Below are 21,771 nucleotides of genomic sequence, written 5' to 3'. Positions count from 1 at the left end.
ACCTGGCCGCGGAGAGCCACAACGATCGCGCCATCGAAGGACCGCTGGACTTCGTGCAGTCCAATGTCATGGGCACCGCGATCCTGCTGGAGGTCTCCCGCGCCTACTGGGGCAAGCTTGAGGGCGCCAGGAAGGACGCCTTCCGCTTCCACCACGTGTCCACCGACGAGGTGTTTGGCGCGCTGGGCGAGGACGGCGACTTCACCGAGGCCACGCCCTACGATCCCAACTCGCCCTATTCGGCCTCCAAGGCCGCCGCCGATCATCTGGTTCGCGCCTGGCACCGCACCTTCGGCCTGCCGATGGTGCTCACCAACTGCTCCAACAACTATGGGCCCTACCAGTTTCCCGAGAAGTTGATCCCGACGGTGATCACCCGGGCCCTGGAGGGCAAGTCGATCCCGGTCTACGGCGATGGCCGCCAGGTCCGCGACTGGCTGCATGTGGACGACCACGCCGACGCCCTGCTGACCGTGCTGCAGAAGGGTCGGCTGGGAGAGACCTACTGCGTGGGCGGCGACTCGAACCTGCGCAATATCGAGGTAATCAAGATCCTCTGCGCCCATCTGGACGAGCTGGCGCCGGCCAATGTGCCGCACGCCGAACGCATCAGCTTCGTGGCCGACCGCCCGGGCCATGACTTCCGCTATTCCATCGACGCCTCCAAGCTCGCCAATGAACTGGGCTGGACGCCGAAGACCGACCTGGCCGCCGGCCTGGAGGACACCGTCCGCTGGTACGTCGAGAACCGCGCCTGGTGGGAAGCCATCCGCGAGCGCGGCTTTGAGTCCGAGCGCCTGGGTCTTGCCAAGGCATGACCACGACGATCCTGCAGTTCGGCGCCACCGGGCAGCTGGCCCGGGAGATGCTGCTCCGCTCCAGCGGCGGGGTGGCGATCAAGGCCCTGTCGCGGGCCGATGTGGACATCACCGACGCTGACGCCGTGGCCCGCATCATCGGCGAGACACCCGACATCGACCTGGTGTTCAACGCAACGGCCTATGCCGCGGTGGACAAGGCCGAGAGTGAGCCGGACCTGGTCTATGCCGCGAACGCCAGGGGCCCCGAAGCCATGGCCCGGGCCTGCCAGGCCCGCGGCGTGCCGCTGATCCACATCTCGACCGACATGGTGTTCGACGGCGAAAAGACCGGTCCCTATGTCGAGACCGACCCCACCAACCCGCTGCACGTCTATGGCGCCTCGAAGCTGGCCGGCGAGCAGGCGGTGCTGGAGCACTGCGACCGCGCCCTGGTGGCCCGGGTGTCCTGGCTGTTCTCGGCCTTCGGTCAGAACTTCTTGCAAATGATGCTCAAGCTGGCGGACACCCAGCCGCTGCTGAAGGTGGTGGACGATCAACGCGCCCGGCCCACCGCCAGCGGCGACGTGGCCGGCTTCATGCTCAGCCAGGCCCAGCGCCTGTCGCGCCTGCCCGCCGGCGCGCCGGAGTGGGGCCTGCTGCACCTGGTCAATGACGGCGTCGCCACCCGCTTCGAGATGGCCCGCGCCATCTTCGAGCTGGCGCGTCCGGGCCAACCCCTGCCGCCCATGCAGCCGGTGCCCACCAGCGCCTTTCCGACCCCGGCGCGGCGCGCGCTGAATTGCGAACTGGACACGGTCAAGCTCCAGGGGGTCTTTGGACTGACGTTGCGGCCGTGGCGCGAGGCGCTGGAGGACACCATCGAAGATCTGAACGCAGCCCCGGTGACCGCATGAGGCGTGGCATCATCCTGGCCGGCGGCTCGGGCACGCGCCTGCATCCGCTGACGCTCGCGGTCTCCAAGCAGCTGCTGCCGGTCTACGACAAGCCGATGATCTACTATCCGCTGTCGGTCCTGCTGCTGGCCGGTGTGCGCGAGATCTTGATCATCACCACGCCGGAGGACCAGTCCGGCTTCCAGCGCCTGCTGGGGGACGGTTCCCAGCTTGGCGTGCGGTTCGAGTACATCGTCCAGCCGACCCCGGGCGGCCTGGCCGAGGCCTATATCCTGGGCGAGGATTTCGTGGGCGGCGAGCCCAGCGTGATGATCCTCGGCGACAACATCTTCTTCGGACAGAACTTCAGCCAGATGCTGCGGTCAGCCGACGCCCGGACCGAGGGCGCGACAGTATTCGGCTACACCGTGCAGGATCCCGAACGCTACGGCGTGGTGGAGCTGGGCGCCGACGGCCGGGCGCTCGGCATCGAGGAGAAGCCCGCCCATCCGAAGTCCAACTATGCGGTGACGGGCCTCTATTTCTACGACGGCCGCGCCTCGACCTTCGCCAAGACCCTGGAGCGGTCGGCGCGGGGCGAGCTGGAGATCACCGCCCTGAATCAGATCTATCTGGAGGAAGGCGAGCTGCACGTGGAGCTGCTGGGACGCGGCTTCGCCTGGGAAGACGCCGGCACCCATGACAGCCTGATCCAGGCCGGCGAGCTGATCCGCACCTTCGAGCAGCGCCAGGGCCTGCGCATCGGCTGCCTGGAGGAAATCGCCTTCCACCAGGGCTGGATCGACCGGCCCCAGCTCCTGAAGCTGGCCGATCGCCTGGCCAAGAGTGAGTACGGCCAGTACCTGCGTCAGCTCGCCGACCGGCCGCAAGGCTTCGACGAACCGGCTGAGTGAGCGTGACAGCCAAAAGTGGACGCCGGTTTCGGCGAACGTCACGCGACAACTAGGGGCGTCAGGCCAGGCGGCTCTTCACCCGCCCGTAGGCCAGATAGACCGCCACGCCGATCACGTTCCAGACGGCGTGGCGATGAAGGCCGCCAGCGTCCCGGCATTGGCCAGCGACGCGATCTCCGACAGCGGCATTCACGCCGGCGATCACCGTGGCGATGAGGCCAGTCAGGATGGTCACCCGGCTGGGCAGGCCGCGCGGTGACACCGCCGCCAGCCACCGGGGCAGCAGGCCGTCCCGCCCCTGACCTGATGGGCGCCTCGACCATGACGCCGATCAGCGGTGGGCGGCAAGCGCTTAGCAGGGGCCGCGCCCGGCGCCAGCCTGCCAGCTCCTGGAAGGACAATCCCATGCGCCGCCTGTTGCTTGCCCTCGCCCTGCTGCTGTTTGCGGGCCCGGCCCTGGCTGACGACAGGCCGCTGAACGCCCTGGTGGCGGACTACGAGGCCTATGCCCTGGCCGATGACCCGATCACGGCCGGCGGCGAGGGCGACCGCGCCGCTCTCTCACGCCTGCCCGACGTGACGCCGGCCGCCGACGCGGCGCGAACCAGGGCGCTCAAGAGCTTCCAGGCGCGCTTGACCGCCATAGGCGAGGCCGGCCTGTCGGAGGAGGCCCGCCTGAACCGCGTCTTCCTGGCCTGGACGCTTGACCGGCAGGTCCAAGGCCTGGCCTTCGACGAGGCCCGCATGCCCTTCAATTCCGACGGCGGCTTCCACCAGACCCTGGGCTATCTGGCCGCCACCACGCCGATCCGCTCGGCCGCCGACGCGAGGGCCTGGATCGATCGGCTGAACGCCGTCCCGGCCTACTATGCCGCCAACATCGCCAACGCCCGGCGCGGGGCGCAGGCGGGCTTCACCCAGCCGCGCGGCGCCAGCGCCCAAGTGCTCGCCAGGGCCCGGGAGATGGTCACCGCCCCGGTGGAGACCGATGCCCTCCTGACCCCGCTCCTGGCCCTGCCCGCCTCCATGCCGCAACCCGAGCAGGCGGCGTTTCGAGCCCAGGCTCTCGCCGTGGTGCGCGACAAGGTTCGCCCCGCCCAGCGGGACTTCGTGGCGTTCCTGGAACAGGAATATCTCCCGGCCAGCCGCGAGGCCCTGGCCGCTCGCAGCCTGCCCGACGGCGAACGGTACTACGCCTGGCTGGTTTCCGACCACACGACCACCGCGATGACGCCGGATGAGATCCACACGGCGGGCCTGGCGGAGGTGGCCCGCATCCGGGCCGAGATGGACGGGGTGATCGCGGAGACGGGGTTCAAGGGGGACTTCAAGGCCTTCCTAGCCATGCTGCGCTCCGACCCGCGCTTCTACGCCACCTCGCGCGAGGACCTGCTGGAGAAGGCTTCTCGGATCGCCAAGCGGATCGACGACAAGCTGCCCGGCTGGTTCGCCACCCTGCCGCGCCTGACCTACGGGGTGCGTCCGGCGCCCGCCGATATCGAGGCCAACTACACGACCGGCCGTTACTTCTCCGGCAGCCCGGCCCAGGGGGTGGCGGGGGGCTACATCGTCAATACCGCCAAGCTGGACCAGCGGCCCCTCTACGAACTTCCCGCCCTAACGCTGCACGAAGCCGTCCCCGGCCATCACCTGCAGATCGCGCTGAGCCAGGAGCTAGAGGGCGTGCCCGCGTTCCGGCGCAACGCCGGCGTCACCGCCTTCACCGAAGGTTGGGGCCTCTATGCCGAGAAACTCGGCGGCGAGATGGGCGTCTACCAGGACCCCTATGAGCGGTTTGGGCGGCTATCCTACGAGATGTGGCGCGCCTGCCGCCTGGTGGCGGACACCGGTATCCACTGGAAGGGATGGAGCCTGGAGCAGGCCAGGGCCTGCTTCACCGACAATTCGGCGCTCTCGCCGCTCAATATCGAGGTTGAGCTGGCGCGTTATGTCTCCTGGCCCGGCCAGGCCCTGGCCTACAAGCTCGGCGAGCTGAAGATCGTGCAACTGCGGGCGAAGGCCCAGGCCGAGCTTGGCGATCGTTTCGACATCCGCCGGTTCCACGACGCTGTCCTGCTGGCGGGCCCGCTGCCCCTGGACCTGCTGGAAACCCGCATCGACCTGTGGGTGAGGACAGCACGCCACAGATGAAACCTAGTTTTCGCTTTTGCGTTGGATGGGTGACATTTCGTCGCCGATTGATTGCCGATGAATCAGTGCAACACTCAAGCTTAGCTGCCTTCCCCCCGAACCAATGGCAGCAGCGGAGGATATGAGTATGGCCGCAGCTTCCCTAGGCCCCATGGGCCCAAAGGGTCGACCGAGTCTTTACAGGATAGCCCTGATCGCCGGCTTCCTGGGTCTCAACGCCGTCTTCTGGTATCTGGCCATCAAGGCGGTCGCCTTCGTGAGCCTGCTCGCGACCCTCTGACAAGACGACCTAGTCCGGCCAGAGTTCCTGAACATCGCCCTTGCGGTTCAACACCCGCACGGCGCGCTTGACCACGGTGAGAAGGCGCTCCTTCCGCGCCGGCTCGTCATACGTCATCGCGCCCTTCGCCAAGCCCTCCAGCAGGAAGCGGCCGAGATCTCGGCTGGTCTGGAAGCGAGGGTCCTCGCCGGCCTGGGCAAGCGCCAGGAACCGGTCGCCCACCTGGGCGCGGTCGAAGGCGCTCTGGGCGGCGGCCAGACGGATGCGCAGCATCGGCTCGGTGCGGGCGGCGGTCTCCAGCTCAGCGAAGGCCACGAAGGGAATCTCGTGCAACAACGCCCAATAGGCGTCGATGGCGTGTTCCGAGGCGTCGACGCCGGGGGCGGCGGGCGCCGAGGCGGCCTGCTCGAACAGTCGAGCGCGCTCCACCTCGATGTAGGTGACAGCGGCCTCCACCAACTCTTCACGGCTGGCGAAATGATAGAGCATCGCGCCCCGCGTCAGGTTCGCGGCGTCCGCGATCATGGCGTTGGTTGCGGCGTGATAGCCGACGTCGGCGAACAGCCGCATGGCGGCGTCGAGGATGCGCGCTCGGGTACGCCGAGACTTCGGCGTTTCCTTCGCAGGATAGGTACGGGCGTCCATCGGGACCTGATTTGGGGTGACCTGGGGAGGGTCGGCCTGAGGAATCCCTTACTCCGAAAGGCCCCGCTTCGAAAGGGGCACGATCGGTTTCATGAGAATGACATGCAATCAGCCTAACCGGCAGGCGTTGGTTGCTCGCCAAGGGGGCCTCGATGTCCGATTTCGGAATCCGGCGTTATCGCACCGTCTTCATTTCCGACATCCACCTTGGGACCAAGGGGTGTCAGGCGGAACTGCTACTGGACTTCATCCGCCATATCGAATGCGACCACCTCTTCCTTGTGGGCGACATCATCGACGGCTGGAAGCTGCGCTCGGGCTGGCACTGGCCGCAGAGCCACAACGACGTCGTGCAGAAGGTTTTGCGCATGGCGCGCAAGGGCGTGAACGTCACCTACGTGCCCGGCAACCATGACGAGGGCGCGCGCGAGTTCATCGGCGTCCACTTCGGCGGCGTGGTGGTGGCGAGGGACGTCATTCACGAAACCGCGGACGGCAAACGCTTCCTGGTGCTGCACGGCGACGAGTTCGACGGGGTGGTGCAGCACGCCCGCTGGCTGGCCTTTGTGGGCGACTACGCCTACCGGGCGCTGATCGCCATCAACACCCTGTTCAACCGCGTGCGCCGCCGGATGGGCTTCGGCTACTGGAGCCTGTCGGCCTTCCTCAAGACCCGGGTGAAGAACGCGCTGCAGTTCGTCGAGAACTTCGAGGCCGCGGTGGCGGACGAAGCGCGGCGGCGCGGGGTGGACGGCGTGATCTGCGGCCACATCCACAAGGCCGAGATGCGCGACATCGACGGGATCGCCTATATCAACGATGGTGACTGGGTTGAGAGCTGCACCGCCCTCGTCGAGCATCCTGACGGACGGCTCGAGATCCTCGAATGGGCCAAGATCCGCTCCTGGTCGGCTATCGACCGGACCCTGCCGGACCAGATTCTCCTCCCGGCGATCGCCGCGTAACGCCGTTTTCTTGACAGCCTCCTCGAACTGACGACAGTGCCGCTGTCATGACGATGCCCCCAACTCGCTATGTCTCCAGTCTGCGCGATCGCCAGAAGGCCGAGACTCACGACCAGATCCTGCGCGCGGTGGCCACCCGGCTGGAGTCGGGCGGGCTGGAGGAGCTGAGCTTCGCCGAGATCGCCGCCGAGGCGAAAGTGGGCGAGCGCACCGTCTACCGTCACTTCCCCACCCGTGAGGCTCTGATGGGCGCCTTCTGGGCCTGGCTCCAGACCCAGGCGCTGGCCCCGCCCCGGCCGTCGCGCAACCGCGTCCGCGAGGCCATCACCGCGCCCCGCGACAGCCTGAAGCCCATGCGCATCATGGTGGTGACGGACGCCTGGGAGCCGCAGGTGAACGGCGTGGTCCGCACCCTGACCCGGGTCATCAAGGAGATGCGGGAGATGGGCCACTCGGTGGAGGTGATCAGCCCTGACCAGTTCAAGACCTTCCCGCTGCCCACCTATGCCGAGATCAAGGTGGCGGTCGGCACCTACGAGCCGGTGCAGGAACGTTTCAAGGCGTTCGAGCCGGAAGCGATCCACATCGCCACCGAGGGCCCCCTGGGCCTGGCGGCGCGGCGCATCTGCGTGGAGTGGAAACTGCCCTTCACCACCAGCTATCACACCCGGTTCCCGGAATATGTCTCCGCCCGGCTGCCGCTGCCGCTGGCCGCCGGCTACGCCTACATGAAGTGGTTTCATAAGCCGTCAGGCCGCCTGATGGTGGCCACCCCCACCATGCGGGATGAACTGGAACACCACGGCTTCCGCAACATCACCGCCTGGTCCCGGGGCGTCGACACCGAGTCCTTCCGCCCGAGGGCCAAGGACGAGTGCGACGTCTATGAGGGTCTGGCGCGGCCGGTCTTCCTGTCGGTGGGACGGGTCGCGGTGGAGAAGAATATCGAGGCCTTCCTCGGCCTCGACCTGCCCGGCACCAAGGTGGTGGTTGGCGACGGCCCGCAGACCGAGGAGCTGAAGGCCAAGTACCCCGAGGTCGAGTTTCGCGGGTTCAAGATGGGCGACGAACTGGCCGCCCATTTCGCCTGCGCCGACGTCTTCGTCTTCCCCTCGCTCACCGACACTTTCGGCTTGGTGATTCTCGAGGCCATGGCCACCGGCACGCCAGTGGCGGCCTATCCCGCGCCCGGCCCCATCGACATCATTCCGGGCAGCAACGCAGGCGTCCTGGCCGGAAGCGCCACCGAGGGACTTCGCGAGGCCTGCCTGGAGGCCCTGAAGCTGGACCGCAAGCAGGTGCGCGCCTTCGCCGAGGGCTTCTCCTGGCGCGCGTGCGCCGAGGACTTCGTGCGCAACCTGCAGCCCTATCCCGAACCCGAGAAGACCCGCTTCTGGCGCCGCCTGCGTCGGTTGGCGCGGGTGCGGCGGCGCAGGCCGGAGGCCGCCTGACGGGCGCGGCGGCGCGACGAGAACCGGCGTGACCGGACGTCGTCGCCCCTACCCGGCCCCGCTCCTGCCGGCGTCAGGGCGCTGCGCGCGGGCCGCGACCCGCTGGACGGCGGCGCCGCGTTCGTACCAGCCCTTGGACGCGTTCACGATCGCCACCACCGACAACATCACCGGCACCTCGATGAGGACGCCCACCACGGTGGCCAGGGCGGCCCCGGAGCTGAACCCGAAGAGGCTGATGGCCGCCGCCACGGCCAGCTCGAAGAAATTGCTGGCGCCGATCAGGGCCGATGGCCCCGCGACGCAGTGAGCCTCGCCACTGAGGCGGTTGAGCAAATAGGCCAGGCCCGAGTTGAGATAGACCTGGATCAGGATCGGGACGGCCAGGATGGCGATGATGAGCGGCTGGCGGACGATCTGCTCGCCCTGAAAGCCGAACAGAAGAACCAGAGTCGCCAGCAGGGCGGTCAATGAGACCGGCCCGATTCTTCCAAGCGCCTGGTTAAGGCGCGCCTCCCCGCCCCGCATGAGGACCGAGCGGAAGAGCTGGGCCAGGATCACCGGAACAACGATGTAGAGGCCGACCGAGATCAGCAGGGTCTGCCACGGCACGGTGATCGCCGAGAGCCCCAGAAGCAGCCCCACGATCGGGGCGAAGGCCACCACCATGATGGCGTCGTTGACCGCGACCTGGCTCAGGGTGAAGTTCGGCTCGCCGCGACACAGGTTGCTCCAGACGAAAACCATCGCCGTGCAGGGCGCCGCGGCCAGAATGATCAGGCCCGCGATGTAGCTGTTGATCTCGGCGGCCGGCAGATAGGCGCGAAAGATCCCGCCAATGAACAGGGCGGCCAGCGCCGCCATCGAGAAGGGCTTCACCGCCCAGTTGATGAACAGGGTGACCGAGATCCCGCGCCAGTGAGACCCGACCCGCCGCATGGCGGCGAAGTCGACCTTCATGAGCATCGGAATGATCATGAGCCAGATCAGCACCGCCACCGGCAGATTGACCTTGGCCACCTCGGCCGCTCCGATGGTCTGGAAGGCGCGCGGGAACAGATGGCCCAGGGCCACGCCGACGACGATGCACAGCGCGACCCAGACCGTCAGATATCGCTCGAACCGGGACATGGCCGGGGATGCGACCAGGGCCGGCGTTGTCGGAAGGCTCAACGGTCAGACCTCTTCTGGTCGTCGGTCGCGCCGATCTCCTTGAGCGCGTTCTGCAACGACATGGCGTCGATCGTCGATAGAGGCAGGGTGAGGAACAACCGGATCCGGGCGCCCAGCTGCTTGGCGGCTTCCGCGAAGGCGGCGGCCTGCTCCGCGGGAGAACCCTGGACCGCCGCCGGGTCGGGAACGCCCCAGTGGGCGGTCATGGGCTGGCCCGGCCAAACGGGACAGACCTCGCCGGCGGCGTTGTCACAGACGGTGATCACGAAATCGAGCGGCGGCGCGCCCGGCCTGGCGAACTCGTCCCAGGACTTGGAGCGGAAATCCTCGGCGCTGAACCCGAGCGCCGTCACAAGCGCCAAGGCGTGCGAGTTCACCTGGCCCTTGGGCATGGAGCCCGCCGAGTAGCCCTTGAACCGGCCCTGGCCTTCCTTGTTGATCAGAGCCTCGGCGATCACCGAGCGCGCTGAATTTCCGGTGCAGAGGAAGAGGACGTTGTAGACTTTGTCAGTCGTCGGCTCAGCCATGTGTCGTCTCCCTAGCAGGCATGGCCCTCCGCCTCGCAGCTCTGGCTGGCGATCTTCGCCAGGGGCCCGCAGATTTCCGGCGCGCCGCCGCAGCAGTCCTCCATGAGGAAGGCGAGCAGGCCGCGCATGTTGTCGTAGTTGGCGGTGTAGATGATGGATCGACCATCGCGCCGGGAATCGATCAGCCCGGCATGGCTGAGGATGTTCAGGTTCGCCGAGAGGGTGCTGGGCGAGACCTCCATCTGCCGGGCGATGTCCCCCGCCGCCACGCCCGCATCACCCGCCTGAACCAGCATCCGGAAGACCGAGAGCCGTCCTTCGTGAGCGAGGGCGGAGAGACTTACAGTCGCGGGTTTCAGTTCCATATTTCCAACTTAGTTGAAACATACGACGGTTGGAAGACCTGGCCGCCGTGGCGCCCAAGCAAGGACCCATAGCGTGACCGATTTGCCCGCCCTGCAGCCGCAGTTTCTCGACCGTCCCGATCATGGAAGGTTGGAGCCGGGCGCCGTGTCCAACCACCCCCCACGAATCCTGCTGCTGTATGGATCCCTGAGGGAGCGGTCCTTCAGTCGCCTCCTGACCGAGGAAGCCGCGCGCATCCTGCAACGGCTCGGCGCGGAGACCCGGATTTTCGATCCCCGGGACCTGCCCCTGCCGGACGCCGTCGGGCCCGATCACCCCAAGGTGCAGGAGCTTCGGGCGCTGTCGCTCTGGTCTGAGGGCCAGGTCTGGTGCAGCCCCGAGCGGCACGGCGCGATCACCGGGATCATGAAGGCGCAGATTGACTGGATTCCGCTGGAGCTCGGCAGCGTGCGGCCGACCCAGGGCCGGACCTTGGCCGTCATGCAGGTCAGCGGCGGGTCACAGTCATTCAACGCGGTGAACACCCTGCGCCTGCTGGGCCGCTGGATGCGCATGATCACCATCCCCAACCAGTCCTCGGTGGCGAAGGCCTATGAGGAGTTCGACGACGCCGGGCGGATGAAACCCTCGGCCTATTATGACCGGGTCGTCGACGTGATGGAGGAACTGATGAAGTTCACCCTGCTGACCCGGGACCGCTCGGACTACCTCGTGGACCGGTACAGCGAGCGAAAGGCGGACGGGCGGGCGACCTCCGAGGTCGCCGCCATCCTGGCGGGCGCCTTGGCGACCCCGGGCGGCTAGAACTCACCCGGTACTGTCCGCAGGTTCTAGAGAAGCCGCGCGCGGATCGTCTGGCTGAGCATATCGATCAGGGTGACCGCTACGACGATGACGATGGCGATGGCCGCGACCTGGGAATAGTTGAATCCATTGAGGGATTCGAAGAGCGTCTGGCCGATCCCGCCGGCCCCGATCAGACCCAGGACCGTCGCCGACCGTGAGTTCGATTCAAACCGGTAGAGCGCATAGGAGCTCCACAGGGGCGCGACCTGGGGGATGACGCCCCAGACCACCTCCTGCAACGGGGTCGCGCCCGTGGCGCGGACGCCCTCCACCGGGCCGCGGTCGATGGATTCCACAGCTTCGGAGAACAGCTTGGCCAGGACGCCGCCCGTGTTGAGCGCCAGGGCCATGACCCCGGCGAACGGGCCCAGACCCACGGCCACGATGAACAGCAGGCCCAGAACCAGGTCGGGCACCGAACGTAGCAGGTTCATCGCCAGGCGCATGGGCTGCTGGAGCCAGATCGGAGAGATGTTGCGGGCGCAGACCAGCCCGAAGGGAATGGCCAGGAACACCGCCAGACAGGTGCCCCACAGGGCGATCTGCACCGTCAGCCACATCTGGGAGACATAGAGCTTCCAGTTGGTGAAGTCGGGACGCAGCAGCTCGCGGCCGAACTGCTGCATGTTCTCCGAGTTGGAGAACAGCATGGGCAGGCGGCTGATCTCCACCGGTCCGAAGCTGATGGCCAGGAACAGGATCACCCCGCCCCACACCAGAAGGTCGGGAGCCCGCTGAACCAGGGTTCGGCTCGGGGGACGGGGCACGCCCGCCATCTTCGGATCGGTGAGGGTCATCAGACGTCCGGATTGATCGCGCGCCGCTGGGCGGCCTTGGCGCGGATGTCGTCGAAGGCGGCCTGGGCCTTGGCGATCTTGGCGGCGTCGCCGCCGCGCTTGGCGTCGGCCAGGACCTCGGAGGCCTCCATCTCGCGGATCGGGTCCAGGTAGGTGTTGTCAGCCGGGCGGAAGCCGCCATAGGCCAGGCCCTTGAGCACCTCGCGCTGCTTGTCGGCGCGCGGCCCGGTCCCCGTCCCATAGGTCAGGAAGAACTGGCGAATCTTCTCCCGGATCGCCGGGTCCAGATCCTTGCGCGCGACGATGGAGGATTCCGGCAGCGGCGGAGAATTCCAGATCACCTCGATCTTGGCGGCGACCTCGGGATTCTCGCGGGCCGCGAACACCAGACCGACGGAGTTGTTGGTGGCCACGTCGAGCACGCCGTTGGCAACGGAGAAGACATTGGTCTGGTGGCTGGCCGAACGGACGCCCTTGAAGCAGGCGCCCGGCTCGATCCCGCGCGGGGTGAACAGATAGGTCATGGGGGCGAGCGTACCCGAGGTCGACTTGGCGTCGCCAATCCCGAAGGAGTAGCGCTTGTCACACTTCAGCACGTCCTCCAGGGTGATGCCGCTCCCCTTCTTGACGATCAGCACCGAGGTGTAGGAGTCGGCGCCGCCGGCGTCGACCACCCGCCCCAGGACCACGCCGTCGGCGCGACGGGTCGCCTCCAGGGCCGGAAGGGCGGAGAACCAGCCCACCTGCACCTGGTTGAAGCGCATGGCCTCGATCAAAGAGGTGTAGTTGGTGGCGAAATAGGGCTTCACCTTGACGCCGACCTGCTCGGACATGTCATCGAGCAGGGGCTGCCAGAGCGGCTGCATCGACGCCTGGTTCTCGGCCGATAGGATCGAGAAGGTCAGCTCCTTGGGCGCGCCGGCGGTCTCGGCGGGCTTCTGGCCGCAGGCGGCGAGGGTCAGGACGGCGGCCAGCGCCGTCAGAACGTGGCGGCGGATCATTTCGGCGCTCCTTCCCAGAAGGCGTCTTCGAATTCGGGACCGTAGATGTCGATCAGCCGTTCACGGCCCAGGCCGTCGATGGGACCGTCATAGACCACCTTGCCGGCCTTGAGGGCCACGACGCGCCGGCAGTAGCGCAGGGCGTAGTCCACCTGGTGGAGGGTCACGACGACAGTGAGACCGTCGGTGGCGTTCAGGTCGCGCAGCAGTTCCATGACCTTGCGCGCCGAAACCGGGTCCAGCGAGGCGACGGGCTCGTCGGCCAGGATGATCTTGGCCTGTTGCACCAGGGCGCGCGCGATGGCGCCACGCTGCTGCTGGCCGCCCGACAGGGTATTGGCGCGCTGGCCGGCATATTCGGCGACGCCGACGCGGGAGAGCGCGGCCATGACCGCGTCCTTGGTCTCCTGAGGCCAGGCGCCGAGGGTTCCCCGCAGCATGGGGATGCGGCCCAGAGAGCCGAGCGCCACGTTGGTGAAGAGGGTGAGGCGGCCCACCAGGTTGAACTGCTGGAAAATGAAGCCGACCCGGATGCGGGTCTCGCGCACCTTGCGGCTGATCTTGCCGCCGGCCTGCACGGGGCCGCCGAAGGCCTCGATAACGCCCGCTCCCTGGTCGATGGCCTGCAGGCCGCTGATGGAGCGCAGGAGGGTCGATTTTCCCGAGCCGGACGGACCGATGAGGGCGATCATTTCGCCACGGGAAACGTCGAGGGACACGCCGTCGAGGGCCTTGCGAGGGCCAAAGCTCTTCGAGGCGTTCCGTACGGACAGAACGGCGGCGTCAGGCATCAATGCAGAAGCTTTCCAGGTCGGCGCGGGCAAGGGCCGGAGATGCGTCATCGCCGACCGTCGCGACGACTTCATGACACGGCGCCCGCCGTCCGGTCTAGCGTCCGTTACGCCCTGGGGCGCCGTCAGCCCGAGACGTCCGCGAATGCCCCCGCACCGCGCAATTTCCTTCCCCGACGACTGTCACAAATCTCTTCGCGAAGGTCCCCTCGCAAGCCTTGGCCAGGCCAGGGTTTGCGCGCGATTCACCGCGCCAGAATCAAACCGCTTTACACAGGGGTCATATGCCCCTATTTCACCGCGCTCCGGCGGACCCGAAGTCCTCAAAAGCGCTGCTAACGCCGGCTAGGTTCAACAATCCATTGGGGGTTACGTGAATTGCACACGTATCAAACGCCCCTGGACCTGGTCCGTCAGCGGTCCCCGGAACGTCCTGTCGCAATAGCGCGACCTGACGCGGTGGCCGTCGCGGCGCGCTGGTTCCAGGAAAATTTCCGAGGCGACGTCTTCTACGCCGTAAAGGCCAACCCTTCGCCGTGGGTCATCGAGACCCTCGCGGCCAATGGGGTGACCTCCTTCGATGTGGCTTCGATCCCGGAGATCGAACTGGTCAGCCAGTTCGCGCCGGGCTCGCGCATGGCCTTCATGCACCCGGTGAAGAGCCGGTCTGCGATCTCCCAGGCCTATTTCGACCACGGCGTGCGCACCTTCGCGCTGGATACGCACGAAGAACTGGCCAAGATTCTCGACGCCACGGGCGGCGCCAAGGACCTCAACCTCATCGTGCGCCTGGCTGTGGCCGCCGAAGGCGCGGCCTATTCCCTGTCGGGCAAGTTCGGGGTCGACACCTTCGAGGCCCCGGGCCTGCTGCTCGCCGCCCGCCGCGCGACCCAGGACCTGATGGGCGTGTCCTTCCACGTCGGCAGCCAGTGCATGCGTCCCACCGCCTACCAGGCGGCCATGACCCAGGCGTCCCGCGCCCTGGTCCGCGCCGGCGTCTTCGCCGACGTGGTGGATGTGGGCGGCGGCTTCCCGTCGATCTATCCCGGCATGGCGCCTCCGGCCCTGGCCGACTACATCGACTCCATCGACCGCGGCTTCGCCGAGATGATGGTCCACGAGACCACCGAGCTGTGGTGCGAACCCGGCCGGGCCCTGGTGGCCGAGGGCTCCTCGATCCTCACCAAGGTCGAACTGCGCAAGGGCGACGCGCTCTATCTCAACGACGGCTCCTACGGCTCGCTGTTCGACGCCGCCCACACCAAGTGGCCCTTCCCGGTCAAGCTGATCCGCAACGAGGACGGCGAGGCACGCGAGGTCGAAGGCGCCTTGAAGCCCTACCGCTTCTGGGGTCCCACCTGCGACAGCCTCGACCACATGCCCGGCCCCTTCTGGCTGCCGGAAGACGTCCGTGAGGGCGACTATGTGGAGATCGGCATGCTGGGCGCCTATGGCGTGGCGATGAACACCCGCTTCAATGGGTTCGGCGACGCCGAGACCATCGAGGTCAACGACGCCCCCATGGCCTCCATGTTCGGCCTGGCCAAGCGCTCTATCTCGGTGCCGAAGACGGAAAACCACAACGTCGTGAAGCTGTCACGGGCGCGCGGGAAGAAGCGTCGGCGGAAATAACCGCCCGCTCAGTTGTTGATGGTCCAGCCGGTCGCTCCGTCCCGGCTGGGCTCCTTTTCCACGGACGGGCGCTCAAACTCCTGAGGATCAAGAGAATGAACGCTGACGTTCAAAACACGAACCGCAAGGCCGAGCTGCTCTCGACCACCGTCGAGCACGTGAGCATCGACCAGTACGACGCCCGTCCGATCATCGACTCGATGCGGAAGATGAGCTTCACCAGCCGCGACACCGCACGCGCCGCCGACATCCTGACCATGGCCCTGGAAGACAAGGCCTGCTCCACCTGGCTCACCCTGGCGGGCTCCACCAGCGCCGGCGGCTGCATGCATATCTATCGCGACATGCTGAAGTTCGGCCTGATCGACTGCGTGGTCTCCACCGGCGCCTCGATCGTGGACATGGATTTCTTCGAGGCCCTGGGCTTCAAGCACTACCAGTCCAAGCCCCAGGACCCGGTCGACGACCGCGACCTGCGCGCCCTCTATATCGACCGCATCTACGACACCTATATCGACGAGGAAGAGCTCCAGAACTGTGACGACGTCATCTTCCAGCTCTGCAACATGCTGGAGCCGCGCCCCTATTCGAGCCGTGAGTTCATCTGGGAGATGGGCAAGTGGCTGGCCGACGGCAACGCCAAGAAGCAGGGCTCGCTGATCGAGACGGCCTATGAGCTCGACATCCCCATCTTCTGCCCGGCCTTCACCGACTCCTCGGCCGGCTTTGGCCTGGTGAAGCACCAGGTGGAGAACATGAAGGCGGGCAAGCCCTACCTGACCATCGACTCCGTCGCCGACTTCCGCGAGTTGACCGACGTCAAGATCGCGGCGGGCACGACGGGCCTGTTCATGGTGGGCGGCGGGGTTCCCAAGAACTTCGCCCAGGACACCGTGGTCTGCGCCGAAATCCTCGGCCACGAGGTCGACATGCACAAGTACGCCATCCAGATCACGGTGGCCGATGTGCGTGACGGGGCCTGCTCCTCCTCGACGCTCAAGGAGGCCTGCTCCTGGGGCAAGGTCGACGTCACCTGGGAACAGATGGTGTTCGCCGAGGCCAGCACCGTGGTGCCGCTGATCGCGTCGGACGCCTGGCACCGGGGCGCCTGGAAGACCCGCGAAAAGCCTCGCTGGGCGAAGCTTTTCCAGAAGATCGCGAAGTAGCAGACAGGTCGGCCGCCATCGCCCGCGCGATGGCGGCCGTGGTTTGCGATCCTGACCTCAGGACCGGTCGTCGGCGATCCGGGGCGGTGGACGAGCCTCGCTGTCACCGTCGCTCAAGGCGATCATGACCCGCCCGAGGTTCAGCATCACCGTGGCGGGATGGATCCGGAACGGTCTGGGCAGGAAGACGGCCACCCCCGCAAGCAGCAGCAGGGCGGGCGACAGCAGGACCAGCACCGGAACAAGCGGCAGCCAGGGATTGAGCCTGCGCTGGCCAGGCTTGCGCACGCGCGGCACGACCCGCCAGCGGAGCAGTTCGGCGCGGGCGCGCATCACGGCAAGCTGACGCGGCGCCTTCCGGGGGCTCGGACTGACCACCTCGGAGGGCGAAGCTGGGGTCGGAAGCGGGTCCACTCGTCTGCCTTGGATTTCCTGGTGACCCTAACCCAGGACCTGCCGCCATCCCACCACAGAAAGCCCGCCAGCTTCGGCGTTGCATCGGCGTTGCATCGGCGGTGCGCATGCGCATGATGTCCCAACAGACAAGGGAGCGGGAAATGCGCCGTACACTGATCGGTTTGAGCCTGATGGGCGTCCTGGCCGCCGCCGGCGTCGCGCTGGCCCAGCCGGCGCCCGCCGTGGCGCCCACCCCGCCCCGGGCCCTGCCCACCGGCTATCTCAACGCCCAGACCTGGCCGGCCGCGTCCCTGATCCTGCCGCCGGCCCCGGCCACCGGCTCGGCCCGGGAGGCGGAGGACCAGGCGGTTTTCAAGGCCACCCGCAGCCTTGAGGGCTCCCCTCGATGGTCGCTGGCCCAGAACGACGTCCCTTCCCTGCCCGCCAACATGCTGACGTCCTTCAGTTGCGCCGTGGGCGTGCAGATGTCTCCCGACGCCACGCCGAAAATGATGACCATGCTCACCCGGATGGGGATCGACGCCAGCCGGCAGGTCTCCAGCGTCAAGGATGTGTTCAAGCGCCAACGGCCCTATCTGATCGCGGGCGAGGGTAATATCTGCGCGCCGAAGACGGAGTCCCTGGCCGCCAGCCCGGACTACCCCTCGGGCCATGCGACCTGGGGCTGGGCCGTGGCCATGTTCCTGGCCGAACTGGCGCCTGCCCAGGCGACCCCGATCCTGGTGCGTGGCCGCGCCTTCGGCGAGAGCCGGGTGGTCTGTGGCGTGCACAGCGTCAGCGCCGTGGAGGCGGGGCGCACCAATGCCGGCGCCATCCTGGCGGCCTGGCGCGGAGACCCTGCCTTCCGCGCCGACCTGGAGGGCGTCCGCGCCGAGCTTGAGGCCCTCCGCAAGGCAGGCGCGAAACCCGACGCGGCCATGTGCAAGGCCGAGGCCGAACAGACCGCCAAGACCCCCTGGTAGGGCCAGGTCAGATCCCGGCGTACCACTCATAGCCGCGGTCTTCCCAGAAGCCGCCCTTGCCCGCCCCGAGATGGGCGAAGTCGGCGACGGCCTCGACGCGCATGACGTACTTGGCGTGCTTGTAGCCGAGCTGACGTTCGACCCGCAGCCTCAGGGGCGCGCCGTGGGCCACCGGCAGGACCGACCCATTCATCTCGTAGGCCAGGATCGTCTGCGGATGATAGGCGTCTATCAGGTCGATGCTCTCATAGTAGCGGCCGTTCGGCCCCGCGCCGCCCAGGCTGTCGGCGCAGTGGAAGACGATATAGCGCGCGTCCTCCTTCAGGCCGGCCAGGTCCAGTAAAGGCCCCAGGCGCGCGCCCTTCCACCTGCCGATGCTGGACCAACCCTCGACGCAGTCATGGCGGGTGATCTGGGTTCGGGAGGTCAGCGCCCGGACCTGGGCGAGGTTCAGGGACAGGGGCGTGTCCACCAGGCCGTCCACCACCAGCCTGTAGTCGGAAAAGCCGTTCGACAGCAGCTTGCGGTACTCCAGGTCGCCAGGGCTGATCGAGCCGTTGGCGCGGAAATCGCTGCTGATGTCGGCTTCACTGAACTCCGGCGCCAGGGCGCTGCGGCTGATCAGCAGGCGCTGGGCGCGCAGCGTCAGGCCCTCGGCGCTGCGCAGGGTGGCCTGGACACGGGGGTCGTCATTGACCTTGTTGCAGGCGGTCAGCCAGAGGCCCGCGGCGCCGGCGACCGCGCCCTTGAGCCAGCCGCGACGGGTGTCAGCGCTCATCGGGGGGCTCCCTCGACATCTATGGCGTAGCGCCCGGTGATCATGGAGCGCAGGTTGTTCCAGACGCCCGACAACAGGACCATGGCGACGTGGACCAGGGCGAAGGCGACGATCAGGCCTGCGCAGATGAAGTGGATCGTCCGGGCCGACTGCCGCCCGCCGAACACCGCCGGCAGCCACGGCTGCCCCGCGTCCACAGCCGGCGACATGGTCAGGCCGGTCAGCACCATAAGCGGCAGGACGATCAGCACCATCCCGCCATAGGCCAGTTTCTGCAGGACGTTGTAGCGCCTAGCCTCTTCGCCCTTGGCGAACCGCAGGCGGGCGTGGTCGAGGATCTCCCGCAAGAGATGGCGCGGCGCCAGCTGGTCCCGGGTCGGCAGCAGGTCACGGCGGATGTGGCCGTTCAGGCTGTTGGCGGAGAGATAGACCAGTCCGTTGAGAACTAGGAGCCAGGCGAAGAAGAAGTGCCAGCGTCGGCCCGCCGCCAGGTCGCGATAGCCGGGCGCCGTGGACCAGGACGGAAACCCGCGCTTTTCGCCGTCTGAGAAGCCGAACAGGCCGGTGGTCTCCAGGGTGAGCGCCCCTACCTTGGTCACCCCGATCATCCGCTCACCGCGGTCGATGGCGGTCATGGACACCCAGGGATCGGCGAAGGTCGATGTCTGGCCCCAGTAGAGGGCCGGGTGGGCGTTGAAGATCTGCAGGCCGCTCATCAGCAGCAGGATCAGCGCCATGGCGTTGATCCAGTGGGTGACGCGGGTGACCACGCTGTGTCGATAGACCAGGACCTTCATCGGCGGCGGCATGTGGCGATCTTCCCTGGGGCCTTCAGCTTCGCACGATGACGATACGGCGGCGATGGCGCGCCGGACGAGCTTGAGCACGAATTCGACGCCCGCCCCCTGTCGGTTACAGGTTAGCTCCCATAAGTTCGCCGCCTGCAACGAAGGATGGGCGCGTGATCGAGGTCTGGGGCGGCGGGGTCAACACCTGGGAATGCGACGAGATGGGGCACCTGAACGTCCGGTTCTGGGTGGCCAAGTCCTTCGAGGGGATCGCCGGCCTGGCGGCGCAGCTGGGCATGCCCCGGGCCTTCACCGCGGGCGCCGAGTCGACCCTGGTGGTCCGCGAACAGCATATCCGCTTTCTGCGCGAGGCCCGCGCCGGCGCCGGCCTGATCATGACCGCCGGGGTGGTGGAGATGGGCGAGACCGACGCCCGCCTGCTGCTGGTGATCCACCACCTGTCAGGAGAGCCGGCGGCCACCTTCCAGGTCGTGGTCTCCCATGTCACCAGCACAGATCTGCGCGCCTTCCCGTGGCCGGCCCGCATTCGTCGTGCCGCCGATGCGCTGCGGGTCGAGATCCCCGCCTACGCCGCGGCCCGCGGTCTCGACCTGGCGCCGGTCCAACCCATGGCCAGCCACGCCAAGGCCCTGGAGCTGAACCTGACCCGCATTGGCATGGGCGTGATCCAACCCGCCGAGTGCGACGTATTCGGCCGCATGCGTGGGGAGATGTTCATCGGCCGGGTGTCGGACGGCGTGAACAGGCTGTTTGGTGAGACCCGGCCCGGGCCTGAACCAGTCTCGGGTGAGCCGCCCCCGAACATCGGCGGAGCGGTGCTGGAATACCGGGTGCTGCACCTCGACTGGCCGCGCGCCGGCGATTCCATCGAACTGCGGTCAGGCTTCGCCGCCGTGGAGGCCCGCACCCGCCGGGTCATGCACTGGATGGTCGACCCAGTCAGCGGACGGGCCTGGGCCAGCGCCGAGGCCGTGGTGATCAGCTTTGATCTCGACGCCCGCAAGGTGGTCGATATCCCGCCGGCGGCCCAGGCGGTCTACCGCGCCCAGCTCACCCCGGGCCTAGGGCTTTGACGCCGCGGTCCTGAGCGCGCGCGCCACAACGTCCGGGCGTTCCATGGGCAGGAAGTGGGTCGTACCCGGCACGGTCTCCAGTGTGATCCGCCCCGAGGCGGTGAGTTCCGCCTCATGGCCTTCGACCCGGCAGGTGGAGCCGTTTTCCGCGCGGAAGATGGTGATGGGCGCCGTGGAGCGCGCGAAGGCGTCCCAGGTGTCGTGAGCCTGGGCGGTGAAGTTGGACGCCTCCCACTCCGGAGCGCAGGTCAGCTCCACCTGGCCGTCAGGCCGCTCCCGGAAACCATCGGCGACGTAGTCGGCCAGCATGGCGGGCGTCCAGCTCTTGAAGGCGCCGCGGCCAGTATAGGCCTCGACCACCGCCTGATGGCTCGGAAAGACCGCGCGGCGACGCATGGCGCCCTGGACCAGGGGCGATTCGATGGGCTCACCCCCCGCATTCGCGGCGATGGACTCAGGACTGAGGACCACCGGGTCGAACATGACGAGGCTCTTGACCCGTCCGGGCGCCTCGGCGCTGGCCAGGATGCTGGCGGTGCCCCCCATGGAGTGCCCTCCCAGAACCACGTTCCTGAGGTCGAGCGCCTCGAGCAGCGCCAGCAGATCGTCGCGCAGGCCGTACCAAGACGTCCGCCCCTCCATCTCCGGCTTCAAGCCGGAACGGCCATGACCGCGCTGATCAATGGCCAGGACGTGGAAGTCCGCGGCGAGGGGCGCCAGGATGCTCGCATAGGCCCGGGCGTTGAAGCCATTGGCGTGGGTGAAGAGGATATCGACGGGCCGCTCGGCCGGACCGAATTCCAGCGCCGACATCTCCCCACCCCGGCTGGGCAGGTTGATCCGCACCGCGCGAGGTTCGCGCGCGACCGCAACATCCATGGGACCTCTCCTCCGACCGCTCCATATAGCCGCTGAAACCGGCCCGGCCACACCTAAGCCTTCAGGCGAGACGTGATCGCCAAATCGGGGAATTCAAAGGGGTTGAGGCTTAGCCGGAGAAAAGTGATCACGAGAGCGTGAATTAAAGCCTTGCCCTCGGGGCGAACCACGGCATATTCACGCCTTGCGCTTGCGGCGTTCCCATTCGGGGGCGAGTCGGGCGCTTCTTCACCTCCGTTTCCTAGGGGACCAGCATGACCTCCGAACTCCTTCGCAAGCTCCTCGTCGCCGGCGCCGCCGTCGCCGCCATCTCCGTCGCCGCCTGCGGCAAGCCCGCTGAAAAGGCCGACGCCGCCGCTGCTGAAGCGACCGACGCCGCCGCCACCGCGACCGACGCCGCCGCCACCGCGACCGACGCCGCCGCCGCCTCGACCGACGCCGCCGCCGCCGCCGCT

The 21,771-nt window shown here is 67.5% G+C and carries 24 protein-coding genes and 2 pseudogenes; 14 read left to right on the top strand and 12 right to left on the bottom strand.

The genetic code is table 11. The features are described 5' to 3' along the window. The 3 genes from rfbB to rfbA form a co-directional block, all read left to right on the top strand. On the top strand, window positions 1-818 hold an 818-nt coding region (gene rfbB, locus Q8N10_RS06620), incomplete at its 5' end, for a dTDP-glucose 4,6-dehydratase (protein WP_305663881.1). Next, entirely contained in the window at window positions 815-1,714 is a 900-nt protein-coding gene (gene rfbD, locus Q8N10_RS06615; RefSeq protein WP_304783776.1) for a dTDP-4-dehydrorhamnose reductase, read from the top strand. The genes rfbB and rfbD, both read left to right, overlap by 4 nt. Further along, window positions 1,711-2,607, top strand: coding sequence for a glucose-1-phosphate thymidylyltransferase RfbA (rfbA, locus tag Q8N10_RS06610; protein ID WP_304783779.1), 897 nt, complete (start codon window positions 1,711-1,713; stop codon window positions 2,605-2,607). The genes rfbD and rfbA overlap by 4 nt, the downstream gene beginning before the upstream one ends. 58 nt (window positions 2,608-2,665) lie before the next feature. Here rfbA and Q8N10_RS06605 read toward each other — a convergent pair whose 3' ends face one another. Further along, a complete protein-coding gene (locus Q8N10_RS06605; RefSeq protein ID WP_304783782.1) occupies window positions 2,666-2,869 on the bottom strand; it encodes a hypothetical protein in 204 nt (67 codons plus the stop codon). 143 nt (window positions 2,870-3,012) lie between these two features. On the opposite strand from Q8N10_RS06605, the gene Q8N10_RS06600 reads away from it, so the two are divergent. Both Q8N10_RS06600 and Q8N10_RS06595 read left to right on the top strand, forming a co-directional pair. Then, the gene (locus Q8N10_RS06600) at window positions 3,013-4,758 is read left to right on the top strand and encodes a DUF885 family protein (RefSeq protein ID WP_304783784.1); all 1,746 of its coding nucleotides are present in this window, start codon (window positions 3,013-3,015) and stop codon (window positions 4,756-4,758) included. Window positions 4,759-4,885: 127 nt separating this feature from the next. Further along, window positions 4,886-5,038 (top strand): hypothetical protein, encoded by a 153-nt coding sequence (locus Q8N10_RS06595; protein WP_304783787.1) that lies wholly within the window; start codon window positions 4,886-4,888, stop codon window positions 5,036-5,038. A gap of 9 nt (window positions 5,039-5,047) precedes the next feature. Here the strand turns inward: Q8N10_RS06595 and Q8N10_RS06590 are convergent, their stop codons facing one another. Next, window positions 5,048-5,683 (bottom strand): TetR/AcrR family transcriptional regulator, encoded by a 636-nt coding sequence (locus Q8N10_RS06590; protein ID WP_304783790.1) that lies wholly within the window; start codon window positions 5,681-5,683, stop codon window positions 5,048-5,050. A gap of 152 nt (window positions 5,684-5,835) precedes the next feature. Here Q8N10_RS06590 and Q8N10_RS06585 point away from each other — a divergent pair, with 152 nt between their 5' ends. The 3 genes and pseudogenes from Q8N10_RS06585 to Q8N10_RS06575 all read left to right on the top strand — a co-directional run bounded on the left by Q8N10_RS06585 (window position 5,836) and on the right by Q8N10_RS06575 (window position 8,099). Beyond that, window positions 5,836-6,648 (top strand): UDP-2,3-diacylglucosamine diphosphatase, encoded by an 813-nt coding sequence (locus Q8N10_RS06585; RefSeq protein WP_304783793.1) that lies wholly within the window; start codon window positions 5,836-5,838, stop codon window positions 6,646-6,648. Window positions 6,649-6,695: 47 nt separating this feature from the next. Continuing rightward, window positions 6,696-6,890, top strand: a pseudogene (locus Q8N10_RS06580) (TetR/AcrR family transcriptional regulator); the annotation flags it as partial. 111 nt (window positions 6,891-7,001) lie between these two features. Continuing rightward, window positions 7,002-8,099: a glycosyltransferase family 1 protein gene (locus tag Q8N10_RS06575; protein ID WP_304783819.1), complete on the top strand. Its 1,098-nt coding sequence runs from the start codon at window positions 7,002-7,004 to the stop codon at window positions 8,097-8,099. A gap of 48 nt (window positions 8,100-8,147) precedes the next feature. On the opposite strand, the gene arsB is transcribed toward Q8N10_RS06575, so the two are convergent. From arsB to Q8N10_RS06560, 3 genes are read right to left on the bottom strand one after another with little or no spacing between them, the layout of a single operon-like run. Beyond that, on the bottom strand, window positions 8,148-9,230 hold the full coding sequence (gene arsB / locus Q8N10_RS06570) for an ACR3 family arsenite efflux transporter (RefSeq protein ID WP_304783822.1): 1,083 nt from the start codon (window positions 9,228-9,230) through the stop codon (window positions 8,148-8,150). 38 nt (window positions 9,231-9,268) lie between these two features. After that, a complete protein-coding gene (locus Q8N10_RS06565; protein ID WP_304783796.1) occupies window positions 9,269-9,799 on the bottom strand; it encodes an arsenate reductase ArsC in 531 nt (176 codons plus the stop codon). Between the two features lie 11 nt (window positions 9,800-9,810). Beyond that, window positions 9,811-10,164, bottom strand: a complete 354-nt coding sequence (locus Q8N10_RS06560; RefSeq protein ID WP_304783799.1) for a helix-turn-helix transcriptional regulator — start codon at window positions 10,162-10,164, stop codon at window positions 9,811-9,813. A gap of 73 nt (window positions 10,165-10,237) precedes the next feature. Between Q8N10_RS06560 and arsH the strand changes: the two genes are divergently transcribed. After that, a complete protein-coding gene (gene arsH / locus Q8N10_RS06555) occupies window positions 10,238-10,969 on the top strand; it encodes an arsenical resistance protein ArsH (RefSeq protein WP_304783802.1) in 732 nt (243 codons plus the stop codon). 26 nt (window positions 10,970-10,995) lie between these two features. Here arsH and phnE read toward each other — a convergent pair whose 3' ends face one another. Genes phnE through phnC form a run of 3 tightly spaced genes read right to left on the bottom strand, consistent with a single transcriptional unit; the run spans window position 10,996 to window position 13,600 of the window. Continuing rightward, window positions 10,996-11,808: a phosphonate ABC transporter, permease protein PhnE gene (phnE, locus tag Q8N10_RS06550; protein WP_304783805.1), complete on the bottom strand. Its 813-nt coding sequence runs from the start codon at window positions 11,806-11,808 to the stop codon at window positions 10,996-10,998. After that, window positions 11,808-12,809, bottom strand: a complete 1,002-nt coding sequence (phnD, locus tag Q8N10_RS06545) for a phosphate/phosphite/phosphonate ABC transporter substrate-binding protein (protein WP_304783807.1) — start codon at window positions 12,807-12,809, stop codon at window positions 11,808-11,810. Before phnD ends, phnE begins: the two co-directional genes overlap by 1 nt. Continuing rightward, the gene (gene phnC / locus Q8N10_RS06540; RefSeq protein WP_304783809.1) at window positions 12,806-13,600 is read right to left on the bottom strand and encodes a phosphonate ABC transporter ATP-binding protein; all 795 of its coding nucleotides are present in this window, start codon (window positions 13,598-13,600) and stop codon (window positions 12,806-12,808) included. Before phnC ends, phnD begins: the two co-directional genes overlap by 4 nt. 378 nt (window positions 13,601-13,978) lie before the next feature. On the opposite strand from phnC, the gene Q8N10_RS06535 reads away from it, so the two are divergent. Together Q8N10_RS06535 and Q8N10_RS06530 are read left to right on the top strand one after the other, a co-directional pair. Next, window positions 13,979-15,232 (top strand): type III PLP-dependent enzyme, encoded by a 1,254-nt coding sequence (locus Q8N10_RS06535; RefSeq protein ID WP_304783811.1) that lies wholly within the window; start codon window positions 13,979-13,981, stop codon window positions 15,230-15,232. Between the two features lie 95 nt (window positions 15,233-15,327). Beyond that, window positions 15,328-16,398, top strand: coding sequence for a deoxyhypusine synthase (locus Q8N10_RS06530; protein WP_305663880.1), 1,071 nt, complete (start codon window positions 15,328-15,330; stop codon window positions 16,396-16,398). Between the two features lie 57 nt (window positions 16,399-16,455). Here the strand turns inward: Q8N10_RS06530 and Q8N10_RS06525 are convergent, their stop codons facing one another. Further along, entirely contained in the window at window positions 16,456-16,812 is a 357-nt protein-coding gene (locus Q8N10_RS06525; protein ID WP_304781451.1) for a hypothetical protein, read from the bottom strand. A 143-nt stretch (window positions 16,813-16,955) separates the two neighbouring features. Here Q8N10_RS06525 and Q8N10_RS06520 point away from each other — a divergent pair, with 143 nt between their 5' ends. Beyond that, on the top strand, window positions 16,956-17,777 hold the full coding sequence (locus Q8N10_RS06520; protein WP_304781454.1) for a phosphatase PAP2 family protein: 822 nt from the start codon (window positions 16,956-16,958) through the stop codon (window positions 17,775-17,777). 7 nt (window positions 17,778-17,784) lie between these two features. Here the strand turns inward: Q8N10_RS06520 and Q8N10_RS06515 are convergent, their stop codons facing one another. Together Q8N10_RS06515 and Q8N10_RS06510 are read right to left on the bottom strand one after the other, a co-directional pair. Continuing rightward, entirely contained in the window at window positions 17,785-18,555 is a 771-nt protein-coding gene (locus Q8N10_RS06515) for a molybdopterin-dependent oxidoreductase (protein ID WP_304781455.1), read from the bottom strand. Continuing rightward, entirely contained in the window at window positions 18,552-19,364 is an 813-nt protein-coding gene (locus Q8N10_RS06510; protein WP_304781457.1) for a cytochrome b/b6 domain-containing protein, read from the bottom strand. The genes Q8N10_RS06515 and Q8N10_RS06510 overlap by 4 nt, the downstream gene beginning before the upstream one ends. 152 nt (window positions 19,365-19,516) lie before the next feature. On the opposite strand from Q8N10_RS06510, the gene Q8N10_RS06505 reads away from it, so the two are divergent. After that, entirely contained in the window at window positions 19,517-20,437 is a 921-nt protein-coding gene (locus tag Q8N10_RS06505) for a thioesterase family protein (protein WP_370690238.1), read from the top strand. Here the strand turns inward: Q8N10_RS06505 and Q8N10_RS06500 are convergent. Next, window positions 20,426-21,316, bottom strand: coding sequence for an alpha/beta fold hydrolase (locus Q8N10_RS06500; protein WP_304781460.1), 891 nt, complete (start codon window positions 21,314-21,316; stop codon window positions 20,426-20,428). The two genes, Q8N10_RS06505 and Q8N10_RS06500, sit on opposite strands and share 12 nt — an antisense overlap. 254 nt (window positions 21,317-21,570) lie before the next feature. On the opposite strand from Q8N10_RS06500, the pseudogene Q8N10_RS06495 reads away from it, so the two are divergent. Further along, window positions 21,571-21,771 (top strand): annotated as a pseudogene (locus Q8N10_RS06495) (hypothetical protein); the annotation flags it as partial.

Source organism: Phenylobacterium sp., from assembly GCF_030693625.1.
GTDB lineage: Bacteria > Pseudomonadota > Alphaproteobacteria > Caulobacterales > Caulobacteraceae > Phenylobacterium > Phenylobacterium ferrooxidans.
The sequence above is the reverse complement of the archived record's forward strand: the minus strand, read 5'-3'. Positions and strand labels throughout refer to the sequence as shown.